This is a genomic window from Paracoccus halophilus, from assembly GCF_000763905.1.
Lineage (GTDB): Bacteria > Pseudomonadota > Alphaproteobacteria > Rhodobacterales > Rhodobacteraceae > Paracoccus > Paracoccus halophilus.
On record NZ_JRKN01000002.1, the window covers coordinates 15,941 to 37,176 of the forward strand.

The window sequence follows — 21,236 nt, forward strand, 5'->3', positions numbered from 1 at the left end:
GGACGATCTGCGTCGTCCGATGGTGACGTCCCGCCGCGCCTCCCACGCGGTGGCGGAACGGGGCTTCAGCCGGACACGCGTTTGCCGCTGTCCTCGTCGAACAGGTGCACGCCCGCCGGGTCGATGCCGATCGGGATCGTGCCGCCCGGCGCGACATCGATGCGCGCGCGGAATACGCCGGTGATCTCGGTCCCGCCCAGCCGGCCGACGACATGGGTCTCGGCGCCGGTGGGCTCGGTCACCTCGACCACCAGCGGGATCTCGCCGCCGGTGCTCATCAGTTCGGGGCGCACGCCATAGACCAGCGGCTGGCCCGGCCGGGCACTGCCGGGATGGGCGACCGGCAGCACGGTGCCATCCCGGCCGCGAAAGCTGCCGTCATCGGCCAGGGTGCCGGGGATCATGTTCATCGCGGGCGAGCCGATGAAGCCGGCCACGAACAGATTGTCGGGCCGGTCGTAAAGCTCCAGCGGCGTGCCGATCTGCTCGACGATGCCGTCATGCATGACGACGATCTTGTCGGCCATGGTCATCGCCTCGATCTGGTCATGGGTGACATAGACGGTCGTGGTCTTGAGACGCTGGTGCAGGTTCTTGATCTCGCTGCGCATGGTCACGCGCAATTTCGCGTCCAGATTCGACAGCGGCTCGTCGAACAGGAACACCTGCGGCTTGCGCACGATGGCGCGGCCCATGGCGACCCGCTGGCGCTGCCCACCCGAGAGCATCCGCGGATAACGGTCCAGAAGATGCGCAAGGCCCAGAATCTCGGCGGCGGGGCGGACCTTTTCCTCGATCTGAGCACGCCTGACGCCGGCCAGCTTCAGCGAAAAGCCCATGTTCTCGGCCACCGTCAGATGCGGGTAAAGCGCGTAGTTCTGGAACACCATGGCGATGTCGCGTTCCTTGGGCGCGAGATCGTTGACCACCCGGTTGCCGATGCGGATCTCGCCCGAGGTGATATGCTCGAGCCCGGCGAGCATCCGCAGAAGGGTCGATTTCCCGCAGCCCGACGGGCCGACCAGAACGACGAACTCCCCCTCGTCGATCGAGACGTCTACGCCATGCAGAACCTCGACCGAGCCATAGGATTTTCGCACGCCCGCGATCGTGACCGATGCCATTTCCGCCCCTTTCGACAGGTATCCATTAGCGGATGCTATGCGGCAAAGCTTCGCATGAGCAAGTAATATTTCATCAATCTACGGAGGCGGGATCAGGTCAATGTTTCAATTGACAATGTATACATTGTGACAAACAGTGATCGCGGGAAAATCACCAGGGGGGAGTATTGATGAACGGTAAGAACGCGGAAACCGGCCGCAGCCGGCAGATCGGACGGCGCATGGCGCTGGCCGGGGTCGCGGTTGCGGCAGCCGGGGCATTGGGCATGCTGCCCGGGTCTTTTGCCGCCGGTCAGGCGCTGGCCGAATATCCCGAACGGCCCATCGAGATGATCGTGCCATGGGGCGCGGGCGGCGGCACCGATGCCGTGGGCCGCATCTTCGCCCAGATCCTGCAAGAGAATCTGGGCCAGCCGGTCAATGTCGTGAACCGCACCGGCGGCTCGGGCGTCGTCGGCCATACCGCCATCGCGCGGGCCAAGCCCGACGGCTATACCCTGGGCGTGATGACGATCGAAATCGACATGATGCACTGGCAGGGCCTGACCGACCTGACCTATGCGGATTTCGACATCCTCGGCATGGTCAATGCCGATCCGGGCGGGCTGATGGTGGCCTCGGACGGCGAATGGCAGGACGCGGCGGCGCTGCGCGACGCGATCAAGGCGGCCGAGCCGGGCAGCTTCAAGGCCTCCGGCACGGGTCAGGGCGGCATCTGGCACCTGAACCTGCTGGGCTGGCTGATGTCCGAGGAAATCCCCGTCGATGCCGTGACCTGGGTGCCCAGCGAAGGCTCGGTCGCGGGGCTGACCGACATGGTCGCGGGCGGCGTGCATCTGGTGCCATCGTCCCTGGCCGAGGGTCGCGCCCTGATCGAGGCGGGCCGGGTCAGCGCGCTGGCCAGCATGTCGGACGAACGCCAGGAGATGTTCCCCGACACGCCCACCATCGCCGAGGCCACCGGCTCGGACTGGAAACTGTCGGTCTGGCGCACCATCGTCGTGCCCAAGGGCCTGCCCGAGGATGTGCGCGCGAAACTGGCCGATGCGGTCAGGGCCGCCTATGAAAGCCCGACCTATCAGGACTTCATGAAGGAACGCGGCTTCGGCCTGCGCTGGATGGGCCCGGACGAAGCCACCGCACAGGTCGCCGAAGACGATGCCAACCTTGGCGCGGTGATGAAAGAAGCGGGTCTGGCCAGGTGAGCCAGCCGCATCAGGCCCGGGAAATCGGGCTGGGCACCGTCTCGATCCTGATCGGGGCGGCGCTGATCGTCGGGTCGCGCGATCTGGGCGCGATCCCCGGGCAGGATTACGGCGCGGACACCCTGCCCCTGCTGATCGCGGGCCTGTCCATCGCGGTGGGCATCGCCATGCTGGTCAGGGCGCTGCGCGCCGGCCCTGTTCGCGCCGATGCGACGCCCGGGGACAATCCCGGCTGGGTCCGCGACCGGCGCGCATGGCTGCGGCTGGCGGCCGGGCTGGCGCTGGTTCTCGCCTATGCGCTGATCTCGCCCGTCGCCGGCTTTGTCATCGCGGGCCTTGTCGTGGTGGCCGGCCTTGCCCTGCTGATGGGGGTACGGCCGCTGCCTGCGCTGATCCTTGGCATCGTTGCGGCGCTGGCGCTGCGCTATGCCTTTGCCGATATCCTGCTGGTGCCGCTGCCGCGCATCTCGCTGCCCGGGTTCGGAGGCTGAGATGGTCCTGTCCCAGGCGCTGCAACTGGTGATGACGCCCGAGGTGATCCTGACCATGATCGCCTCGGGCGCGTTCGGCATGTTCCTGGGCGCCATGCCCGGGCTGACCGCGACCATGGCGACCGCGCTGCTGGTCCCGATCACCTTCTTCATGGAGCCGGTCCCGGCCATCGCGGCCATCGTCACCGCCGCCGCCATGGCGATCTTTGCCGGCGACCTGCCCGCTGCGCTCCTGCGCATTCCCGGCACCCCCGCCAGCGCCGCCTATACCGAGGACGCCTGGCGGCTGACCCGGGGCGGCCGGGCGGGCGAGGCGCTTGGCGCGCTGCTGGTGTTTTCGGCCATCGGCGGCACGCTGGGCACCGTCGCGCTGATCCTCGCCGCGCCCGCGCTGGCCGAGGTGGCGCTGAAATTTTCCTCGTTCGAGTATTTCTGGCTGGTGGTGATGGGGCTTTCATGCGCCATCTTCGTCTCGCCCGGCTCCAGCCTGAAAAGCATGCTGTCGCTGGTGATCGGGCTAACCGCGGCCAGCATCGGCTTCGACAATCCGGCGGGCCAGCCGCGTTTCACCTTTGGCAATGTCGATCTGATGGCGGGGATACCCTTCATCTGCGCGATGATCGGGCTTTTCGCCGCGGCCGAGGTGTTCCGCGCAATCATCCGCCCCGCCCAGGCGCGGCGGGCCGAGCGCGCCGATAGCAGCCGCATCTTTGCCCGCCAGTGGCAGAACATCCGCCGCTATCCCCGGCAGATGCTGCGCGGCAGCGTCCTCGGCACGATCATCGGCGCGCTGCCCGGCGCCGGCGCCGATATCGCCGCCTGGATCAGCTATGCGATATCGAAACGCTTCTCGCGCGAGCCGCAGAAATTCGGCACCGGCCATGTCGAGGGGCTGGTCGAGGCCGGTTCCTCGAACAATGCCGCCGTCTCGGGCGCCTGGATCCCGGCGCTGGTCTTTGGCATCCCCGGCGATTCCATCACCGCCATCGTCATCGGCGTGCTGTATATCAAGGGCATGAACCCCGGCCCGACCGTGTTCCTGATGCAGCCGCAGCTGATCTATGCGCTGTTCATCGTGTTCCTGCTGGCGAACCTGATCATGCTGCCGCTGGGCTGGATCGCGATCAAGCTGGGCGCGCGGCTGCTGGCGGTGCCGCAGAACGTGCTGATGCCGCTGATCATGCTGTCCTGCATCGTCGGCGCATTCGCCATCACCAATTCGCTTTACGGGGTCTGGGTGATGCTGGTCTTTGGCGTCATCGGCTTTGCCATGGAGGAATGCGAGGTGCCCATTGCGCCGGCCATCCTGGGCCTCGTGCTGGGGCCGATGCTGGAAAAGAATTTCGTCACCTCGATGATCAAGGCGGACGGCGATCTGCTGGCATTCTTCGACCGCCCGATTGCGGCGGTTCTCGGGGTGCTGACGATCCTGTTCTGGCTCTCGCCGCTGATCCGCGCGATGATCGGCCGCGGAAAGGCAGGTAGGGCATGAACATATCCGCGGGTGTGATCGGGCTTGGCTCGATGGGCATGGGGGCGGCGCTGTCGCTGCTGCGCGCGGGCATCGCGACCCATGGGCTGGACCTGCGCGAGGATGCCCGCGCGGCTTTCGCCGATGCGGGCGGGCAACCGGCCCCGGATGCGGCGGCGCTGGCGGCAGACGCGGAGGTGATCCTGGTCTATGTGGTCAATGCAGCCCAGGTGCGCGAGGTGCTGTTCGGCCCGGGCGGCGCGGTGGCCGCGGCCCGCCCCGGCACGGTCTTTGTCATCTGCGTCACCATGCAGCCCAGTGACGCGGAGGATATCTGCGCCCGGCTGGAACAGGCCGGCGTGATGGCCATCGACGCGCCGGTATCCGGCGGCGCGGCCAAGGCGGCCGAGGGGCAGATATCCATGATGGCCTCGGGGCCGGATGAAGCGTTCCAGCGCGCCGCCCCGGTGCTGGAGGCGATCTCGGCCACGGTGTTCCGGCTGGGCGCGACGCCCGGCGCCGGCGCCCGGATGAAGGTGATCAACCAGATGCTGGCCGGCATCCATATCGCCGCCATGGCCGAGGCGATGGTGCTGGCCGCAAGCCAGGACATGGACCTGGCCGAGGTGCATCGCGTCATCCAGTCCTGCGCCGGCAATTCCTGGATGTTCGCCAATCGCGGCGCGCATGTGGTGGCGGGCGATTACACGCCCCATTCCGCCGTCGATATCTTTGTCAAGGACATGGGAATCGTGACCGATACCGCCCTTGCGGCCGACGCGCCGGCACCGCTGTCCGAAACCGCGCTGAAACTGTTCCGCGCCGCCTCGGCCGAGGGGCTGGGGCGGCGCGACGATGCCGCTCTGGCACTGCATCTGGCCCGAAAGGCGGGGGTGAAACTGCCGGGGGATGAGGGCTAGGCGATGATTCTGGGCTGTATCGCGGATGATTTTACCGGCGCGACCGATCTGGCCGCGCTGCTGGTGCGCGCGCAGGTTCCCGTGTCGCTGCGGATCGGGCTGCCGGATGCCGCCGCCCCGGCCCCGGCAGCAAACGGGGTCGAGGTGATCGCCCTGAAAATCCGGTCGATCCCGCCCGATCAGGCGGTCGCGCAGGCGCTGGCGGCGCTGGACTGGCTGCAGGCTGCGGGCGCGCGGCATGTCTACTGGAAATACTGTTCCACCTTCGACAGCACGGCGCGGGGCAATATCGGTCCGGTGGCGCGGGCGCTGATGGACCGGATGGGCGCGGGCAGGACGCTATATGTCCCGTCATTTCCGGAAAACGGCCGGCGCGTCTTCATGGGCAACATGTTCGTCCATCGCCAGCCACTGGCGGAAAGCCCGATGAAGGATCACCCGCTGAACCCGATGACCGACAGCGACCTGTGCCGGGTGCTGCGGCCGCAACTGGGCGATGGCGCAGCCGTCGGGCTGATCGACTGGCCGACCATCCGGCGCGGGGCCGAGGCGATCCTGCAGGCCATCGGCAGCGGCCCCGCCCATCTGATCTGCGATGCCATCGACGATGCCGATCTGGCAGCCCTGGCACAGGCGGCCCGGGACATGCGCTTGCTGACAGGCGGCAGCGCATTCGCGCGTCACCTGCCCGATGCCTGGCGCGCGGCGGGCCGGCTTGATCCGGCCTCGGCCGCAGGCGCCCCGCCCAAGATGCCCAAAGGGCCGGCAATCGTGCTGTCGGGCAGCTGTTCGGCCATGACGCGCCGGCAGGTCGCGAATTTCGCGGCCCAGGCGCCGGTGCTTAAACTGGACGCGCTGCGCCTCGCCTCGGGCGATGATGGCGGCATGGCAGAATGCATCGCGGCGCAGATCGGCGCCGGCCGGACCTGCATGATCCAGGGCACAGCCGAGCCGGCCGAGGTCGCGGCCGCGCAGGCTGCCCTGGGCGTCGAAAAGGCCGGCGAGCTGGTCGAGCTGGCTCTGGCCCGCGCCGCCCGCATCGCCCGCAATCATGGCGCGACGCGCTTTGTCGTCGCCGGGGGCGAGACCTCGGGCGCGATCACCAATGCGCTTGGCATCACCGCCCTGCGCGTCGGGGCCGAGATCGCACCGGGCGTGCCATGGTGCGCCGGCCAGGATGCCGGCGGACCATTGGCCGTGGCGCTGAAATCGGGCAATTTCGGCGATGAGGATTTCTTTGCCCGGGCGCTGGAGCAGGCCGGTTAGCGCAGGCTTTTCATCCAGCCCAGGGTCGGCCCGGTCGGCCCGCCGGGCTTGTATTCCGCGCCCAGCGGCATCTCCCAGCCCATGCTGTCCAGATGGTCGAAGATGTGGCGGTAATTCACCTCGCCCCGGTCGGGCGGGCCACGATCGGGCACGCCGGCAAACTGGATATGCCCGGTGATCGCCGCCATGCGCCCCAAGAGCCGCGTCAGGTCCCCCTGCATGATCTGCAGGTGATAGCAGTCGAACATCAGCCGCAGATTGTCCCGCCCCAGCCTTTCGATGATGGCCGCCGCATGATCGGCATTGCTCAGAAAATAGCCGGGCGCGTCATGGCGGTTCAGCGGCTCGATCAGGATCGTCGCGCCCTGCTGTTCGGCCAGATCGCAGGCAAAACCCAGATTGGCGGCAAAGACAGACTCGGCCAGAGGCCCATGCGCAAAGCCCGCCATGACATGGACCGCGCCGCAGCCGATCTGCCGGGCATAGTCCAGGGCCTGCCCGATGGCCTGACGCGCCTCGGCCTCGCGCCCGGGCAGCGCGGCAAGGCCGTTCTCGCCCGCCGCGCCCCGGACCGTGTTCAGGCCCAGCATGGTCAGGCCGGTATCATCCAGCGCGGCCCGGACCGCGCCCGGGTCGAACTGATAGGGCCAGTGGCATTCCACCGCGTCGAACCCCGCCGCCGCAGCCGCGCGGATCGCATCGGGCAGCGCGAGTTCCGTCCAGAGAAAGCCCAGATTGGCCGAAAAACGCGGCATGTCAGTCCTCCCACTCGATCCTGTTCACGCGCACCAGATCGGCGACCTGCGCCGCATCGAGCATCTGCGCCGGCAGGCCGCGCAGCATCAGGGCAAGCCGTGCGGTCGCCTCAAGCTCCTCGACGGCATTGCAGGCGGCCTCGGGCGTGCGGCCGGCAACCACGGGGCCGTGATTGGCCAGCATCACCGCCGCGCGGCGCCCGTTCAGGCCCCGCACCGCATCGCCCATCGCCGCGTCTCCGGGCCGGAAATAGGGCAGCAGCGTGACCTTGCCCAACAGCATGATCGCATAGGGTGTCGCCGGCGGCAGCCAGTTCTGCGGATCGTCGACGGGCAGCATGGACAGCGCGACCGAGTGGCAGGAGTGCAGATGCACCACCGCCCCTGTCCCGTCGCGGGTGTCGTAAAACGCCCGGTGCAGCGGCATCTCCTTGGTCGGCGCATCGCCCCCGACATGCCGACCCGAGGCGTCGAAGCGCGCCAGCCGGCCCGGGTCCAGCCGCCCGAAACTGGTCCCGGTGGGGGATACCAGCAGCCCGCCATCCTCGCAGCGGGCCGAGATATTGCCGGTCGAGCCATGCGTCAGCCCGCGCTGGAACAGCGAGGCCGCCAATTCGCAAAGCTGTTCGCGCAGGCGGGCCTCGGCACTCATGACTGGGCACTCATGCTCAGGCGTTCCCGACCTTCTGGGTCTGCTCGCCCAGACCCTCGATCCCCAGGCGCATGACCTCGCCGCCCTTCAGATAGACCTGCGGGTTCTGCCCCATGCCGACGCCGGGCGGCGTGCCGGTGGTGATGATATCGCCCGGCAGCAGCGTCATGAAGGTCGAGCAATAGGCGACCAGTTCCGTCACGCCAAAGACCATCGTCTCGGTCGAGCCGTCCTGATAGCGCTTGCCGTCCACCTCAAGCCACATTTTCAGCTTGCCGGGATCGGGGATTTCATCGGCCGTCACCATCCAGGGACCGATGGGACCGAAGGTGTCGAAACCCTTGCCCTTGTCCCAGGTCGCCGTCCGCTCAAGCTGCCATTCGCGTTCGCTGACATCGTTGACGACGCAGTACCCGGCGACATGCTTCATCGCATCGGCCTTGCTGACGCCGGCGGCGGGTGCACCGATGACCACGCCCAGCTCGACCTCCCAATCGGTCTTTTTCGACCCTTTGGGCACCAGCACATCGTCATCGGGGCCAACAATGCAGCTGGTCCATTTGTTGAAGACGACCGGCTCGGACGGCACCGCCATGCCCGATTCGGCGGCATGGTCGGCATAGTTCAGCCCGATGGCGATGAACTTGCGCACATTGCCGACGCAGGCACCAAGGCGCAGCCCGTCCTGCGGCCTGCCCGGCACCACCGGCAGATCGGCGGGGTTCAGCGCGGCGAGGCGCGCGAGCCCCTCGGGCGTCAGAACATCGCCGGCGATGTCATCGACATGCGCCGACAGATCCCGCACCTGACCCTGATCGTCCAGCAGGCCCGGTTTCTCGGCGCCCGCAGGGCCGTAACGCAGCAGTTTCATCCTGTCCCCCAGTCTTGATAGCTGCCCGCAACCTAATGCAGCGGCGCGGGGCTTGCAATCTGGCATACCAAATCTGGCGCAATCTGTCCGGCGGTGCTATCGCGATGCCAGACGCACGGGAACGGAGGAGATCATGCGGCTTTCAGGCAAAAGGATACTGGTCACGGCAGCAGGTCAGGGGATCGGGCGGGCCTCGGCGCTGGCCTGCGCCGCCGAAGGGGCCGAGGTGATCGCCACCGACCGCGATCCCGCCCTGTTGGAGGGGCTGCGGCATCCCGGCCTGCGCACCGCCCTGCTGGACGTGACCGATGCCGCGATGATCGACCGGATCGCCGCCGAGGCCGGGGCATTGGACGGGCTGTTCAACTGCGCGGGCATGGTCGCGAACGGCAGCTTGCAGGATTGCACGGCGCAGGACTGGGATCAGAGCTTCCGGCTGAATGTCGATGCCATGTTCCACCTGACCCGCGCGCTGCTGCCGGGTCTGCTGGACACGGCCGAACGAAAGGGCACGGCCAGCATCCTCAACATGTCCTCGATGTGTTCCAGCATCAAGGGTTTCGTCAACCGCTGCGCCTATGGCGCCAGCAAGGCGGCGGTGATCGGGCTGACCAAATCCATTGCCGCCGATTACGTCAAGACCGGGCTGCGCTGCAATGCGCTCTGCCCGGGCACGGTGGACACGCCCAGCCTGCGCGAGCGCATCGCCAGCGCCGCCGATCCGGTACAGGCCGAAAAGGACTTTGTCGCGCGCCAGCCCATGGGCCGGCTGGCCACGGTCGAGGACATGACCCCGATGGTGGTCTATCTGCTCTCGGATGAAAGCCGTTTCGTCACCGGGCAATCCATGCTGGTCGATGGCGGGGTGACCATCTGACACCCCCCGCTCCCCGCGCGGCGCCCGGCCTCAATAGGTCGCGCGCCCGCCCGAGATGTCGAACACCGCGCCGGTCGAAAAGGCGCAATCCTCCGAGGCCAGCCATGCGACCAGCGCGGCGGCCTCGTCCGGTTCTAGGAAACGGTTCATCGGGATCTTCGACAGCATGTAGTCGATATGTTCCTGCTTCATCTGGTCAAAGATCGGCGTGCGCGCCGCCGCCGGCGTGATGCAGTTCACGATCACGCCGGTGCCGGCCAGTTCCTTGCCCAGGCTTTTGGTCAGCGCCACCAGCCCCGCCTTGCTGGCCGAGTAATGCGAGGCGTTGGGATTGCCCTCTTTCGCGGCGATCGAGGCCACGTTGACGATGCGGCCATAGCCGCGCTGGATCATGCCCGGGACAAGCGCCCGGCAGATGACATAGGGCGCGTTCAGGTTGACCTGCATGACCTGCCGCCAGACATCCGGCGCGATCTCCCACAGCCTGGCATTGCCACCGGTGATGCCGGCATTGTTGACCAGGATATCGACCGCTCCGGCCTCGGCCGCGGCGGCGGCGACATCCGCGTCATCGGTCAGCTCGACCCGGCGCGCCACGGCGCCCAGCTCATCGGCGGCCGCCTGCGCGGCTTCGCCGTTCGCGTCCCAGATGACCACCTGCGCGCCCGAGGCGGCAAAGCGGCGCGCGATGGCAAGGCCGATGCCCTGTGCACCGCCGGTGACGACCGCGCGGCGGCCCCTAAGGTCGATCTGATTCATGACATGGTCCCCCGTCAGGTTTCATCCGCTTCGCCGGGTGGCAGCCGGTTGGTCAGCAAGGCAAGCTGCTGGGCGTCGGCACGGGCGCGGTGGCGCTGGTGCAGGCGGCGGGCGGCGTCCTCGTTTCCGGCGCCAACGGCGGCCAGAATTTCGCGATGCTCGATATCGGACTGGCGCGGCGATGGGCGCAGCGGCAGGATCAGCATGCGCGCGCGATATTGCTGGCCCCAATATTCGCCCAGCGTCCGCAAGAGCCGGGGATTGCCGCACAGGCTGACCATGCCGGCGTGAAAATCGTCGTCCATATCGGACCAGCGCGCGATATCGCCCGCCTCGGTAGATTGCTCCATCCGGTCCAGCAGCCCGGCCAGATGGTCATGCTCGGCCCGGGCGAGGCCACGCCGGGCGACCAGGGCGACGGCGCGGATCTCGAGCGCGGAAAACACGTCGAGGATCTCGGCCACGTCGCGCAGGGTCAGTTCGCGCACGGTGATGCCGTGGCGGGCGCGGATGCTGACCAGCCCCTCCTCGGCCAGCTTGATCGCGGCCTCGCGTACCGGCGTGCGCGACAGCGACAAAAGCGCCGCCAGTTCGGTTTCCAGCAGCGTCGTGCCGGGCGCCAGCCGCCCGGTCAGGATGCGATAGCGCAGGTCGTGATAGGCGCGGTCGCGGGCGGCCATCCGCTCGACCCCCGAGAGGGTCGGATGCAGCCGCGACGCGCGATTGGGCCGGAATGCGCGCTCGGGCTTCATCGGCGCTACCCGGCCTGGCCCATGTCGCGCATATGGGCGCGGATGATGTCCTGAAAGCTGGCATCGGCGGTGAAGCCGACCTCGGTCGCGCGGGCGGCGTCGAAATTCTGCGGCCAGCCGGCGACGATGCCACGAATGGTGGCGTCGGGTTCACGCTTGATCAGCGCCACCTTGTCCTGCCCCGCGACCTCGGCCAGGGCGGCGATCATCTCGGCTATGGTGACGGCAAGGCCCGGCATGGTCAGGCAGCGCCGCGCGCCCAAAGGCGCGGTGTCCATGGTCGCGGCATGGACCAGGAAGCCGGTGGCCGCGGCCGGGCTGGCGACCCAGTGGCGGACGTCGTCATCGACCGGCAGCACGGCCTCGAGCCCGGCCAGAGGCTCGCGGATGATGCCCGAGAAAAAGCCCGAGGCGGCCTTGTTCGGCTTGCCCGGCCGCACCACGATGGTGGGCAGGCGGATGCCGACGCCGTCAAAGATGCCGCGCCGGGAATAGTCGTTCAGCAGCAGCTCGCCGATCATCTTCTGCGCGCCATAGCTGGTCATCGGCGCGGTGATGAAATCGTCCCCGATCGCCTCGGGGAAGGGCGCGCCGAATACCGCGATGGATGAGGTATACACCACGCGCGGATGATAGTCGCCCAGGGCCCGGATCGCCTCGAAGATATTGCGGGTGCCGTCCAGATTGATCCGGTAGCCCTTGTCGAAATCCGCCTCGGCCTCGCCCGAGACGATGGCGGCCAGATGAAAGATCACGTCGGGGCGCCCGGCGATCAGCCCGTCCACCGTGGCGCGGTCGGAAATATCGCCGGTCAGGGCCGTAACCTTGACCGCAGCACTGCCCTGAGTGGCGGCAGGCGCCACATCGAACAGCGTCATTTCGGTGACAGGCTTGTCGCCCAGCCGGCCCGATGCGACCAGTTCCCCGGCCAGGTTGCGGCCGACCATGCCGGCCCCGCCAATGATCAGAACCTTCATGCGCCGCCCCTTCTTCTGCTTTGGATATTATGTATACATTACGCAGCAATTGCGGCGGGGTTCAAGCGCCCAGCAGCCCCCGCCCCGCCAGATTCCGCATCAGGGCGCCGCTGCCGAAACTCCATTCCGGGCATTCGGTCGACAGCGCCACGCGGTTGACCAGTGATCCCAGCCCCGGCTCGCTGATCGTCACGATATCGCCGGCGTGATGGGTAAAGCCCTGCCCCGGCGCGTCGCGGTCCTGCGTGGGCGCGAACAGCGTGCCCAGATACAGCATGAACCCGTCGGGATACTGGTGGTGCCGCCCACAGGCCTGCGCCACCAGATCGGCCGGATCGCGGCTGATCCGCGACATGGACGAGCGCCCGTCCATGACGAATCCGTCCCTGCCCTCGACCCGCAGGGTCAGTTCGGCCCGGCGCACATCGTCCAGCCCCCAGCCGGCATCGAACAGCCGGATGAAGGGACCAATGGCGGCGGAGGCATTATTGTCCTTGGCCTTGCCCAGAAGCAGAGCCGAGCGTCCCTCGACATCGCGCAGGTTCACGTCGTTGCCAAGGCTCGCGCCCTTGATGCGGCCCCTGCTGTCCACGGCCAGCACGATCTCGGGCTCGGGGTTGTTCCAGCGGCTGATCGGGTGCAGGCCCACATCCGCGCCCCAACCGACCGAGGCCATGGGCTGGCATTTGGTGAAAATCTCGGCATCCGGGCCGATGCCCACCTCAAGATATTGCGACCAGAGGCCCTCGGCCTGCAGCGCCGCCTTGACCTCGGCGGCGCGGTCGGAGCCGGGCACGATGCCTTTCAGGTTATCGCCGACCCGGGCCCCGATCCGGGCACGGATCTCGGCCGCCAGATCGGGATTGCCGGCGGCCTGTTCCTCGATCACGCGCTCGACCATCGATTCGGCGAAGGTCACGCCGCTGGCCTTGATTGCCTGTAAGTCGGCGGGCGAGAGCAGATGCGGGCGGTCCTCTGCGGCCCCCGTAACCTGCAAATCCGAGACCGGAGCGATCACCTCGCCCTTTTGCGCGGCAAGCCAGCCGGCGGGGTCGTCCAGTTCCAGCAGGTCGCGCATCGTCGGGGCCTGCGGATCGGTCACATCGACGGCCATGCCATCGCGCAGGACCACCAGCGCCGGGCCGATCCCGGGGCGCCAGACTCGGCCAACGAACAGGCCCTGTGCGGGCAGATCGAAACCGGCCACGCCTATTTCCCCCAACGCAGAACGATGGGATCCAGCGGCCGCGCCAGGTCGATGGCCATGCGCCGCGTGTCGGGATGCAGGGGCGCAATCGGATGACGACAGAATTCCGAGCCGATCACGCCGCCTTCGACCATCAGCGCCTTGGCGGCGCGGAATCCGCATTGCCGGTTTTCATGGTTCACGAATGGCAGGATACGGGCGTAACCCGCCGTCGCCTCATCCCGGCGGCCGGCGGCCCAATCGGTCAGGATCGGCTTGATCCGGTCCGTGATCGAGGCCGAGGTCATCGAGCCCGTCGCCCCGGCATCCAGATCCGCCAGAAGGGTGATCGCCTCTTCGCCGTCCATCGGGGCCTCGATCGCGTCGCCGCCTTCGGCGATCAGGGCGCGCAGCTTGGCGGCGGCCTGCGGGCATTCGATCTTGAACAGCTTGACTGCCTCGATCTCGCGCGCCATGCGCACCAGCAGGGGCACCGGCAGATCGACGCCCGAAAGCGGCGCGTCCTGCACCATGATCGGGATGCCCACCTGACCCACGGCGCGGAACTGCTCGAATGTCTGTTCGGCCGTGCCCTTCAAGAGCGCGCCGTGATAAGGTGCCATCATCATCACCGCCGCCGCGCCCAGATCATGGGCAAGCTGCGCGCGCGCCACCGCGATGGGCGTGGCGAAATGGCTGATCGTGACGATCACCGGCAGCCGGCCCGCGACATGTTCCAGCGACAGCCGCGTCAGCCTTTCGCGCTCCTCGTCCGACAGCAGGAACTGTTCCGAGAAATTCGCCAGGATGCAGATGCCGGTCGATCCCTGATCGACCATGCAATCCAGCACCCGGCGCATGCCGTCGTAATCGACCTCACCGCTATCCAGAAACGGCGTCGGCGCGACCGGCCAGATACCTTCCCATCCCGGCATTGATTCCTCCTGTCCCAATGTGCCGCACGGATGGTATACCATTCTGGCGGGTCGGCAAGGGCGCCGGTTATGGCGCGCCCACCGGATTGCGGCCCGCTTTACAGCCCGCGCCAGCATGGTATACCAGATCTGCATATTGCAAACCGCCTGCCAGCCCGGAGGATGATCATGTCCGACACGCGCGCCAACAAACGCTTTCGCAGCCAGGAATGGTTCGACAATCCCAACAATCCGGGCATGACCGCGCTTTATGTCGAGCGCTATCAGAACCAGGCCTTTACCCGCGACGAGATCCAGTCCGGCCGCCCGATCATCGGCATCGCCCAGACCGGCAGCGACCTGTCGCCCTGCAACAAGATCCATGTCTTTCTGATGGACCGGATCAAGGCCGGCATCCGCGACGGTGGCGGCATCCCGATGGAATTCCCGGTCCACCCGATCCAGGAAACCGGCAAGCGCCCCACCGCCGCGCTGGACCGCAACCTGGCCTATCTGAGCCTCGTCGAGGTGCTGCACGGCTATCCGATCGACGGGGTGGTGCTGACCACCGGCTGCGACAAGACCACGCCCGCGATGCTGATGGGCGCCGCGACCGTCGATATCCCGGCCATCGCGCTGAATGGCGGGCCGATGCTGGACGGCTGGTGGCAGGGCAAGCGCGCCGGCTCGGGCACCATCGTCTGGGAAAGCCGCCGCCTGCTGGCCGAGGGCAGGATCGATTACGATGAATTCATCAACCGCGTCTGCGCCAGCGCCCCCAGCCTGGGCCATTGCAACACCATGGGCACGGCCAGCACCATGAACGCCATGGCCGAGGCGCTTGGCATGACCCTGACCGGCAGCTCGGCCATCCCTGCCCCGTTCCGCGAACGCATGGCCATGGCCTATGAGACCGGCAAGCGCATCGTGGGCATGGTGCTGGATGACCTGAAACCCAGCGACATCCTGACCCGCGAAAGCTTTGAAAACGCCATCGTGGTGAATGCGGCCATCGGCGGCTCGACCAATGCGCCGCCGCATCTGCAGGCCATCGCCCGCCATGCCGGGGTGGAACTGGACGTCAAGGACTGGGAGACCGTCGGCTTCGAGGTGCCCCTGCTGGTCAATATGCAACCCGCCGGCGAATATCTGGGCGAAAGCTTCTTTCGTGCCGGCGGCGTGCCGGCGGTGATGGGCGAATTGCGCAAGGCCGGGCTGATCCGCGAAGGCGCGATGACCGCCAGCGGCAGGAGCATGGGGGAAAACCTGCAAGGCTGGGCCAGCCTCGACGCCGAGGTGATCCGCAGCGTGGCCCAGCCGATGCGTCCGAATGCGGGCTTCATGGTGCTCTCCGGCAATCTTTTCGACAGCGCGCTGATGAAGACCAGCGTGATCTCGGAGGATTTCCGCGCGCGCTTCCTGTCCCATCCCGGCGCCGAGGGCATCCACGAGGCCCGCGCCATCGTCTTCGAGGGCCCCGAGGATTATCACGACCGCATCAACGACCCGGAGCTGAAGATCGACGAGAACTGCATCCTGTTCATCCGCAATGTCGGCTGCGTCGGCTATCCGGGCAGCGCCGAGGTGGTGAACATGCAGCCCCCCGACGCGCTGCTCAAGGCCGGGATCAACCACCTGCCGACGGTGGGGGACGGGCGGCAATCGGGGACCTCGGAAAGCCCCTCGATCCTGAACGCCTCGCCCGAATCGGTGGTCGGCGGCGGGCTCGCGCTTTTGCAGACCGGCGACATGGTGCGGCTGGACCTGAACGCGCGGCGCATGGATGCGCTGGTCGAGGATGCCGAATGGCAGCGCCGGCGCGCGGCATGGCGACCGCCGGAACTGACCCATCAGACGCCCTGGCAGGAACTCTATCGCCGCCATGTCGGCCAGCTTGCCGATGGCGGCTGTCTGGAACTGGCAACAGCCTATCAGCGCGTGGCACGCAACCTGCCGCGCGACAATCACTGATCGCAACAAGCGCAACGAAGGAGCCGCCATGACAAGCCAAGCCATCATCATCACCGGCGCCGGCAGCGGCATCGGCCGGGTCACCGCGCATAGATTCCTGAAAGCCGGCTGGCGGGTCGGGCTGATCGGCCGGCGCGAGGACGCGCTGCGTGAAACCGCGGGCGACAGCGCCGCGCTGATCCTGGCCTGCGACGTGACCGATGCGGCGGCGGTGGATGCGGCATTTGACAGGGCGGTCGCAGAATGGGGCCGGGTCGATGCCCTGTTCAACAATGCCGGAACCGGGCTGGTGGCCCAGACCCCGGATCAGGTCGATGCCGATGAATTCCGCCGGGTGATCGATGTCAATGTGAACGGCGTCTTCAACTGCGCGCGCGCAGCATTCCGGGCGATGCGGGCGCAGCAGCCGCAGGGCGGGCGGATCATCAATAACGGCTCGGTCTCGGCCCATGCGCCGCGGCCCGGCTCGATCGGCTATACCACCTCGAAACATGCGGTGACGGGGATCACCCGCTCTGTCAGTCTGGACGGGCGACCCTATAACATCGCCTGCGGCCAGATCGATATCGGCAATGCCCTGACCGACATGGCGCAGGCGATGACCAGGGGCGTGCCGCAGGCCGATGGCAGCACCCGGATCGAGCCGGTGATGGATGCGCAGGTGGTGGCCGATACGGTCCTGCACATGGCAAGCCTGCCCGAGGGGGCGAATGTGCAATTCGTCACCGTCATGGCCACCAACATGCCCTTTATCGGGCGCGGCTGAGCCATGTCGCCGGCCCTTTTCGACCTGACCGGAAGGCGCGCGCTGATCACCGGCTCGTCCCAGGGGATCGGGCTGGCCTTGGCGCGCGGCCTGGCCGAGGCAGGCGCGGCCGTGATCCTGAACGGCCGCGATATCGACCGGCTCGAGATCGCCGCGACGGGCCTGCGCAACGGCGGACACCGGGTCGAGACCCTGCCATTCGACGTGACCGATCACGCGGCCGCGCGTGCCGCCATCGACGGGTTCGAGGCGGATCGCGGAGCCATCGACATCCTGATCAACAATGCCGGCATGCAGCATCGCGCACCGCTTGAGGATTTCCCGGCCGAGGCCTTTCAGCACATGCTGCAAACCAATATCGCCAGCGTCTTCAACGTGGCGCAGGCCTGCGCGCGGCACATGATCGCGCGGGGACGCGGCAAGATCGTCAATATCTGCTCGGTCCAGACGGCTCTGGCACGGCCGGGCATCGCGCCCTATACCGCCAGCAAGGGCGCGGTAGCCAACCTGACCAAGGGCATGGCGGCCGACTGGGCGCGGCACGGGCTGCAATGCAACGGGCTGGCGCCGGGCTATTTCGAGACGCCGCTGAATGCCGCGCTGGTCGCCGATCCGGCCTTTACCGAATGGCTGGAACGCCGCACCCCCGCCGGTCGCTGGGGCAAGGTCGAGGAACTGGTGGGCGCGGCGATCTTTCTGTCCGGGCCGGCCTCGTCCTTTGTCAACGGCACCGTGGTCTATGTCGATGGCGGCATCACCGCCTCGCTGTAAGGAAACGCGAAAGGAATCTCCTCCATGTCCAATGTCATCGCCGTCGGCCCCTATTCCGACCCGGACGACGCCGCCCTGCGCGAGGAATTCGACGCCCGCCGCCTGCCCGGCCTTGACGCCATCGCGGAGATGCCCGAGGCCGAGCGCGCGACCGTCACCGGCGTCGCATTCATGGGGCACGAACCCTTTGACGGCGCGGTCATGGACCGCCTGCCGGCCCTGAAGGCGATCGCCAATTTCGGCGTCGGCTATGACGCCATCGACATCGCGGCGGCGACCGCGCGCGGCATCCGCGTGACCAATACGCCCGATGTGCTCAATGACGACGTGGCCGATCTGGCCGTGGCCATGTGGATCGCCCAGGCCCGCGGTTTCGAGACCGCGATCCGGAACGCGCGCAGCGGCGACTGGGGCCGCGGGGTGGCGCTGCCGCTGGCGCGCAAGGCCTCGGGGCGCAGGGTGGGCATCCTTGGCCTGGGCCGCATCGGGCGCGAGATCGCCGACCGCCTCGCCGCCTTCAAATGCGAAATCCACTACCAGTCGCGCAGCCGCAAGGACACGCCCGCCGGCTGGACCTATCACGCCGATCCGGTCGAACTGGCCCGCGCCGTCGATGACATCATCATCGCCGTGGTCGGCGGTCCCGAGACCCAGGGTTATGTCTCGGCCGGGGTGATCGGCGCCTTGGGACCGGACGGGGTGATCGTCAATATCTCGCGCGGGACGGTGATCGACGAAGAGGCGCTGATCGCGGCGCTGGCCTCCGGCGCCATACGCGGCGCGGCGCTTGACGTGTTCCGGGACGAGCCGCGCATCGATCCGCGCCTGATCGACCTGCCGAACCTGCTACCCTTGCCCCATATCGGCTCGGCCACGGTCGAGACGCGCGCCGCCATGGGCGCCCTGCAGCGACGCAACCTGCGCGCCCTGCTGGACGGGCGCGAGCCGGAAACCCCGGTCAACTGAAACCCCGAACCGAAAGGCAGCCGAGCCGTATCGTGACCGACACCGACCCATCCGAGCGCACTTTTCCGGCCGGCATCGCCGCCCGGCTGCGGCGCGAGATCCTGACCGGCGAACTGCCCCCCGGCAGCCCGCTCAAGGAACGCGACCACGCGCTGCGGCTGGGCGTCAGCCGCACCCCGCTGCGCGAGGCGGTGCGCATGCTCGGGCAAGAGGGGCTGGTGACGCTGCGGCCGCTGCGCAGCCCCATCGTCGCCGACCCGTCGCTGGCCGAGGTGCTGGACGAGATCGCCGTGCTGCGCCAGCTCGAGCTGTTCTCGGGCGGGCTGGCCTGCGTGAACGCCTCGGACGCGGAAATCGGAACCATCGCGCAAATGGTGGACAGGATCGCCGAGCAGCATGCGACCGGCGACAAGCTGGATGTTTTCGATCTGGACATGCGCATGCATCGGGCGATCGCGGACGCCGCCCATAACGCGGCCCTCAGCCGGACCTATGGCGAATATCTGGCGCGACTGTGGCGTATCCGCTTCCTGTCCGCGCGCGAACGCGCCGACGCGCCGCGCGTGCTGGCCGATCACCGCGACATGGTGGCGGCGCTGCGCGACCGCGACCCGGACCGCATGATGGCCGCGATCGGCTCGCACCTGGACGGGCTGGTGCGCAATGTCACCCGCCATTTCCAGCGCCGCGAAGAAGGTCCGGATCAACCCTAGGCGCGCCAGTCCGCGCGGCGCTCGAAAACGCTGACATCCTGGGCCAGCAGCACGGCAAAGGGCCGGGTCGATCCGAAACTGCCCATGACGATGGCGATGATCGAGGTCAGCGGAATCGCCAGGATCGCCCCCGCCACCCCCCAGACCGAGGACCACAGCGCCAGCGCCACCAGCACCACAAAGGGGGACATGTTCACCTTGCGCCCGACCATGCGCGGCTCGAGCCCGCTGCCGACAAAGACCTGCGCGGCGATCAGCAGCACCGCAAGCAGCAGCGTGCGCTGCACCTCGCCGAACTGGGCCATGCTCAGCGCCACCGGAAAGGCCACCCCGAGAAGCGAGCCGACATAGGGAATATAGTTCAGCAGCGCGATCAGGATCGCCCAGAAGATCGCGAAATCGACGCCCGTGCCCCAGAGCACGGCAAAGGACAGCAGGCCAAGGATCACGTTCACCAGCGTCTTTACCGCCAGATAATCGCTGATCGCGCGGTTGATCTCGGCCACGATGCGGCTGGTCTGCGCGCCGCTGTCGCCGGGCATCGCGACCGCGACCTTATGCGCGAATCCGCCCCGCTCGCCCATCAGGAAGATGGCATAGATCACCACCATGAAGATCAACCCCGCCGCCGCGCTGATCGAGCCGAGGATCGTGCCCGCCAGCTGCTGCAGGCGGATGCGCTCGATCATGTCCGACCAAAGCGCGGTCCAGTCCGGGTCGATGTCGAGGCCGAGCACCTCGACCAGCCGCGAGAGCAGCCCCGAGACGTTGCGCTGATATTCCGGCACGCGCGGCAGGATCTGTTCGGCGGTCGAGACCATGACGCCGCCCAGCCAGATCATGCCCAGCATGAACCCCACAAGCACCACCACCCGGCGCAGCCATTCCGGCAATTGCCGCCCGCCCGGCAGCCGCGCCACCGCGTCGCTGGCGGCGATCAGCACATAGACCGAGATCACCGCGACCACGATCGGCAGGATCAGCGATTTGCCGACGATCAGAAGGAAACCGGTCAGAGCCACCAGTGCCAGCCCCAGAACGACGCCCAGCAGACCGCGCAGCGGATCGCCCGGGCGGTCAGGCATTGTTGCGGCGGCGATGCATCGCCAGCAGCACCAGCGCCAGACCGCTGGCCAGCAGTTCGATCCCCAGCAGAATACCGAAATCCAGATTCAGCCCCAGAATCACCACCAGCCCCATCAGCGCCGAGACCGCCCCCGCGCCCAGCACCAGCGGCATGTTCTCGGTCCCCTTGAGGCTGCGCGCGGCCCATAGCTTGGCCCCGCCCGAGGCGATCAGCAGCCCGCCGGTCAGCAACCGCATCGCGCCGCCATCGCCAAACGGCCCCAGCAGCAGCGACAGCCCGAGGAAAAGCGCCGCTGCCGCGATCAGCCCGGCGCGGATCCGCGCGGAGGTGGTCGGCGAGCGCCAGGCCGACCAGCCCTGCAGCGCCGCCACGATCAGCAGCGCCCAGCCTGCCAGGGTGACCGTCGTCACGCTGGCCGAAACCGGGTTGATCAACGCCAGCAGCCCGCCGGTCAGTGCGGCGATTCCGGCGGCCATCATGGGAAACCAGGATGTCATGACATGGCCTCCGCCCGGCATCGGGCCGGCACGGCGCACGTCCGATATCGGACGAGGTGCCGGCATTCCGGGATCGTTCCGGCACATGGCCCGGAAAAACGGTTCATCATGCGACGTCCCTCCTGCTGGCCCGCGGCGCGCGGCCGAAAGCCCGTTGCTCCCAGCCCCTTGTGCCATCCGTCCGCCCCGACGGCAACCGCCCGCGACACCCGGCATCCGGGATCGCGTCCTGCGGCGCGCGCCTC

General features: G+C 67.8%; 22 protein-coding genes. 11 read left to right on the forward strand and 11 right to left on the reverse strand.

Going from position 1 to position 21,236, the window contains the following annotated elements; all coding sequences use genetic code 11:
* Nucleotides 1-65: 65 nt before the first annotated feature.
* Nucleotides 66-1,124: an ABC transporter ATP-binding protein gene (locus tag IT41_RS01425; protein ID WP_036738235.1), complete on the reverse strand. Its 1,059-nt coding sequence runs from the start codon at nt 1,122-1,124 to the stop codon at nt 66-68.
* A gap of 170 nt (nt 1,125-1,294) precedes the next feature.
* Here IT41_RS01425 and IT41_RS01430 point away from each other — a divergent pair, with 170 nt between their 5' ends.
* From IT41_RS01430 to otnK, 5 genes are read left to right on the forward strand one after another with little or no spacing between them, the layout of a single operon-like run.
* Nucleotides 1,295-2,329 (forward strand): tripartite tricarboxylate transporter substrate binding protein, encoded by a 1,035-nt coding sequence (locus IT41_RS01430; protein ID WP_231564671.1) that lies wholly within the window; start codon nt 1,295-1,297, stop codon nt 2,327-2,329.
* Complete coding sequence (locus tag IT41_RS01435; protein ID WP_036738236.1) at nt 2,326-2,820, forward strand: tripartite tricarboxylate transporter TctB family protein; 495 nt, start codon at nt 2,326-2,328, stop codon at nt 2,818-2,820. The genes IT41_RS01430 and IT41_RS01435 overlap by 4 nt, the downstream gene beginning before the upstream one ends.
* Before the next feature lies 1 nt (nt 2,821).
* The gene (locus IT41_RS01440) at nt 2,822-4,312 is read left to right on the forward strand and encodes a tripartite tricarboxylate transporter permease (protein WP_036738238.1); all 1,491 of its coding nucleotides are present in this window, start codon (nt 2,822-2,824) and stop codon (nt 4,310-4,312) included.
* A complete protein-coding gene (gene ltnD, locus IT41_RS01445) occupies nt 4,309-5,211 on the forward strand; it encodes an L-threonate dehydrogenase (RefSeq protein WP_036738239.1) in 903 nt (300 codons plus the stop codon). The genes IT41_RS01440 and ltnD overlap by 4 nt, the downstream gene beginning before the upstream one ends.
* Before the next feature lie 3 nt (nt 5,212-5,214).
* The gene (otnK, locus tag IT41_RS01450; protein WP_036738241.1) at nt 5,215-6,477 is read left to right on the forward strand and encodes a 3-oxo-tetronate kinase; all 1,263 of its coding nucleotides are present in this window, start codon (nt 5,215-5,217) and stop codon (nt 6,475-6,477) included.
* Here the strand turns inward: otnK and IT41_RS01455 are convergent.
* The 3 genes from IT41_RS01455 to IT41_RS01465 are packed head-to-tail and all read right to left on the reverse strand — an operon-like array spanning nt 6,474 to nt 8,755.
* Entirely contained in the window at nt 6,474-7,232 is a 759-nt protein-coding gene (locus tag IT41_RS01455) for a hydroxypyruvate isomerase family protein (protein ID WP_036738243.1), read from the reverse strand. The genes otnK and IT41_RS01455 overlap by 4 nt on opposite strands.
* Before the next feature lies 1 nt (nt 7,233).
* Nucleotides 7,234-7,884, reverse strand: a complete 651-nt coding sequence (otnC, locus tag IT41_RS01460) for a 3-oxo-tetronate 4-phosphate decarboxylase (RefSeq protein ID WP_036738245.1) — start codon at nt 7,882-7,884, stop codon at nt 7,234-7,236.
* A gap of 16 nt (nt 7,885-7,900) precedes the next feature.
* Nucleotides 7,901-8,755 (reverse strand): fumarylacetoacetate hydrolase family protein, encoded by an 855-nt coding sequence (locus tag IT41_RS01465; RefSeq protein WP_036738247.1) that lies wholly within the window; start codon nt 8,753-8,755, stop codon nt 7,901-7,903.
* A gap of 133 nt (nt 8,756-8,888) precedes the next feature.
* On the opposite strand from IT41_RS01465, the gene IT41_RS01470 reads away from it, so the two are divergent.
* On the forward strand, nt 8,889-9,632 hold the full coding sequence (locus tag IT41_RS01470; protein WP_036738248.1) for an SDR family oxidoreductase: 744 nt from the start codon (nt 8,889-8,891) through the stop codon (nt 9,630-9,632).
* A gap of 30 nt (nt 9,633-9,662) precedes the next feature.
* On the opposite strand, the gene IT41_RS01475 is transcribed toward IT41_RS01470, so the two are convergent.
* From IT41_RS01475 to IT41_RS01495, 5 genes are all read right to left on the reverse strand, one after another.
* Nucleotides 9,663-10,391, reverse strand: coding sequence for an SDR family oxidoreductase (locus tag IT41_RS01475; RefSeq protein WP_036738249.1), 729 nt, complete (start codon nt 10,389-10,391; stop codon nt 9,663-9,665).
* A 14-nt stretch (nt 10,392-10,405) separates the two neighbouring features.
* Nucleotides 10,406-11,143, reverse strand: a complete 738-nt coding sequence (locus IT41_RS01480) for a GntR family transcriptional regulator (RefSeq protein ID WP_052081223.1) — start codon at nt 11,141-11,143, stop codon at nt 10,406-10,408.
* Between the two features lie 5 nt (nt 11,144-11,148).
* Nucleotides 11,149-12,120, reverse strand: a complete 972-nt coding sequence (gene denD / locus IT41_RS01485; RefSeq protein ID WP_036738250.1) for a D-erythronate dehydrogenase — start codon at nt 12,118-12,120, stop codon at nt 11,149-11,151.
* 61 nt (nt 12,121-12,181) lie between these two features.
* A complete protein-coding gene (locus IT41_RS01490; protein ID WP_036738251.1) occupies nt 12,182-13,327 on the reverse strand; it encodes a fumarylacetoacetate hydrolase family protein in 1,146 nt (381 codons plus the stop codon).
* A gap of 2 nt (nt 13,328-13,329) precedes the next feature.
* Complete coding sequence (locus IT41_RS01495) at nt 13,330-14,241, reverse strand: dihydrodipicolinate synthase family protein (RefSeq protein ID WP_036738252.1); 912 nt, start codon at nt 14,239-14,241, stop codon at nt 13,330-13,332.
* A gap of 168 nt (nt 14,242-14,409) precedes the next feature.
* On the opposite strand from IT41_RS01495, the gene IT41_RS01500 reads away from it, so the two are divergent.
* From IT41_RS01500 to IT41_RS01520, 5 genes are read left to right on the forward strand one after another with little or no spacing between them, the layout of a single operon-like run.
* Nucleotides 14,410-16,191: an IlvD/Edd family dehydratase gene (locus IT41_RS01500; protein WP_036738531.1), complete on the forward strand. Its 1,782-nt coding sequence runs from the start codon at nt 14,410-14,412 to the stop codon at nt 16,189-16,191.
* Between the two features lie 28 nt (nt 16,192-16,219).
* Complete coding sequence (locus tag IT41_RS01505; RefSeq protein ID WP_036738253.1) at nt 16,220-16,957, forward strand: SDR family oxidoreductase; 738 nt, start codon at nt 16,220-16,222, stop codon at nt 16,955-16,957.
* Nucleotides 16,958-16,960: 3 nt separating this feature from the next.
* Nucleotides 16,961-17,728 (forward strand): SDR family oxidoreductase, encoded by a 768-nt coding sequence (locus tag IT41_RS01510; RefSeq protein ID WP_036738255.1) that lies wholly within the window; start codon nt 16,961-16,963, stop codon nt 17,726-17,728.
* A 24-nt stretch (nt 17,729-17,752) separates the two neighbouring features.
* Complete coding sequence (locus IT41_RS01515; RefSeq protein ID WP_036738256.1) at nt 17,753-18,694, forward strand: 2-hydroxyacid dehydrogenase; 942 nt, start codon at nt 17,753-17,755, stop codon at nt 18,692-18,694.
* A gap of 32 nt (nt 18,695-18,726) precedes the next feature.
* On the forward strand, nt 18,727-19,407 hold the full coding sequence (locus IT41_RS01520; protein WP_052081224.1) for a GntR family transcriptional regulator: 681 nt from the start codon (nt 18,727-18,729) through the stop codon (nt 19,405-19,407).
* On the opposite strand, the gene IT41_RS01525 is transcribed toward IT41_RS01520, so the two are convergent.
* Nucleotides 19,404-20,492 (reverse strand): AI-2E family transporter, encoded by a 1,089-nt coding sequence (locus IT41_RS01525; RefSeq protein WP_052081225.1) that lies wholly within the window; start codon nt 20,490-20,492, stop codon nt 19,404-19,406. The two genes, IT41_RS01520 and IT41_RS01525, sit on opposite strands and share 4 nt — an antisense overlap.
* Nucleotides 20,485-20,991, reverse strand: a complete 507-nt coding sequence (locus IT41_RS01530) for an HdeD family acid-resistance protein (RefSeq protein WP_036738257.1) — start codon at nt 20,989-20,991, stop codon at nt 20,485-20,487. Before IT41_RS01530 ends, IT41_RS01525 begins: the two co-directional genes overlap by 8 nt.
* Nucleotides 20,992-21,236: the final 245 nt, after the last annotated feature.

What these genes read in the sequence shown, in the direction of transcription:
- IT41_RS01425 (WP_036738235.1), bottom strand. Translation starts at nt 1,124, where the DNA reads ATGGCATCGGTCACGATCGCGGGCGTGCGAAAATCCTATGGCTCGGTC.
- IT41_RS01430 (WP_231564671.1), top strand. Translation starts at nt 1,295, where the DNA reads ATGAACGGTAAGAACGCGGAAACCGGCCGCAGCCGGCAGATCGGACGG.
- IT41_RS01440 (WP_036738238.1), top strand. Translation starts at nt 2,822, where the DNA reads ATGGTCCTGTCCCAGGCGCTGCAACTGGTGATGACGCCCGAGGTGATC.
- ltnD (WP_036738239.1), top strand. Translation starts at nt 4,309, where the DNA reads ATGAACATATCCGCGGGTGTGATCGGGCTTGGCTCGATGGGCATGGGG.
- otnK (WP_036738241.1), top strand. Translation starts at nt 5,215, where the DNA reads ATGATTCTGGGCTGTATCGCGGATGATTTTACCGGCGCGACCGATCTG.
- IT41_RS01455 (WP_036738243.1), bottom strand. Translation starts at nt 7,232, where the DNA reads ATGCCGCGTTTTTCGGCCAATCTGGGCTTTCTCTGGACGGAACTCGCG.
- otnC (WP_036738245.1), bottom strand. Translation starts at nt 7,884, where the DNA reads ATGAGTGCCGAGGCCCGCCTGCGCGAACAGCTTTGCGAATTGGCGGCC.
- IT41_RS01465 (WP_036738247.1), bottom strand. Translation starts at nt 8,755, where the DNA reads ATGAAACTGCTGCGTTACGGCCCTGCGGGCGCCGAGAAACCGGGCCTG.
- IT41_RS01470 (WP_036738248.1), top strand. Translation starts at nt 8,889, where the DNA reads ATGCGGCTTTCAGGCAAAAGGATACTGGTCACGGCAGCAGGTCAGGGG.
- IT41_RS01475 (WP_036738249.1), bottom strand. Translation starts at nt 10,391, where the DNA reads ATGAATCAGATCGACCTTAGGGGCCGCCGCGCGGTCGTCACCGGCGGT.
- IT41_RS01480 (WP_052081223.1), bottom strand. Translation starts at nt 11,143, where the DNA reads ATGAAGCCCGAGCGCGCATTCCGGCCCAATCGCGCGTCGCGGCTGCAT.
- denD (WP_036738250.1), bottom strand. Translation starts at nt 12,120, where the DNA reads ATGAAGGTTCTGATCATTGGCGGGGCCGGCATGGTCGGCCGCAACCTG.
- IT41_RS01495 (WP_036738252.1), bottom strand. Translation starts at nt 14,241, where the DNA reads ATGCCGGGATGGGAAGGTATCTGGCCGGTCGCGCCGACGCCGTTTCTG.
- IT41_RS01500 (WP_036738531.1), top strand. Translation starts at nt 14,410, where the DNA reads ATGTCCGACACGCGCGCCAACAAACGCTTTCGCAGCCAGGAATGGTTC.
- IT41_RS01505 (WP_036738253.1), top strand. Translation starts at nt 16,220, where the DNA reads ATGACAAGCCAAGCCATCATCATCACCGGCGCCGGCAGCGGCATCGGC.
- IT41_RS01510 (WP_036738255.1), top strand. Translation starts at nt 16,961, where the DNA reads ATGTCGCCGGCCCTTTTCGACCTGACCGGAAGGCGCGCGCTGATCACC.
- IT41_RS01515 (WP_036738256.1), top strand. Translation starts at nt 17,753, where the DNA reads ATGTCCAATGTCATCGCCGTCGGCCCCTATTCCGACCCGGACGACGCC.
- IT41_RS01525 (WP_052081225.1), bottom strand. Translation starts at nt 20,492, where the DNA reads ATGCCTGACCGCCCGGGCGATCCGCTGCGCGGTCTGCTGGGCGTCGTT.
- IT41_RS01530 (WP_036738257.1), bottom strand. Translation starts at nt 20,991, where the DNA reads ATGACATCCTGGTTTCCCATGATGGCCGCCGGAATCGCCGCACTGACC.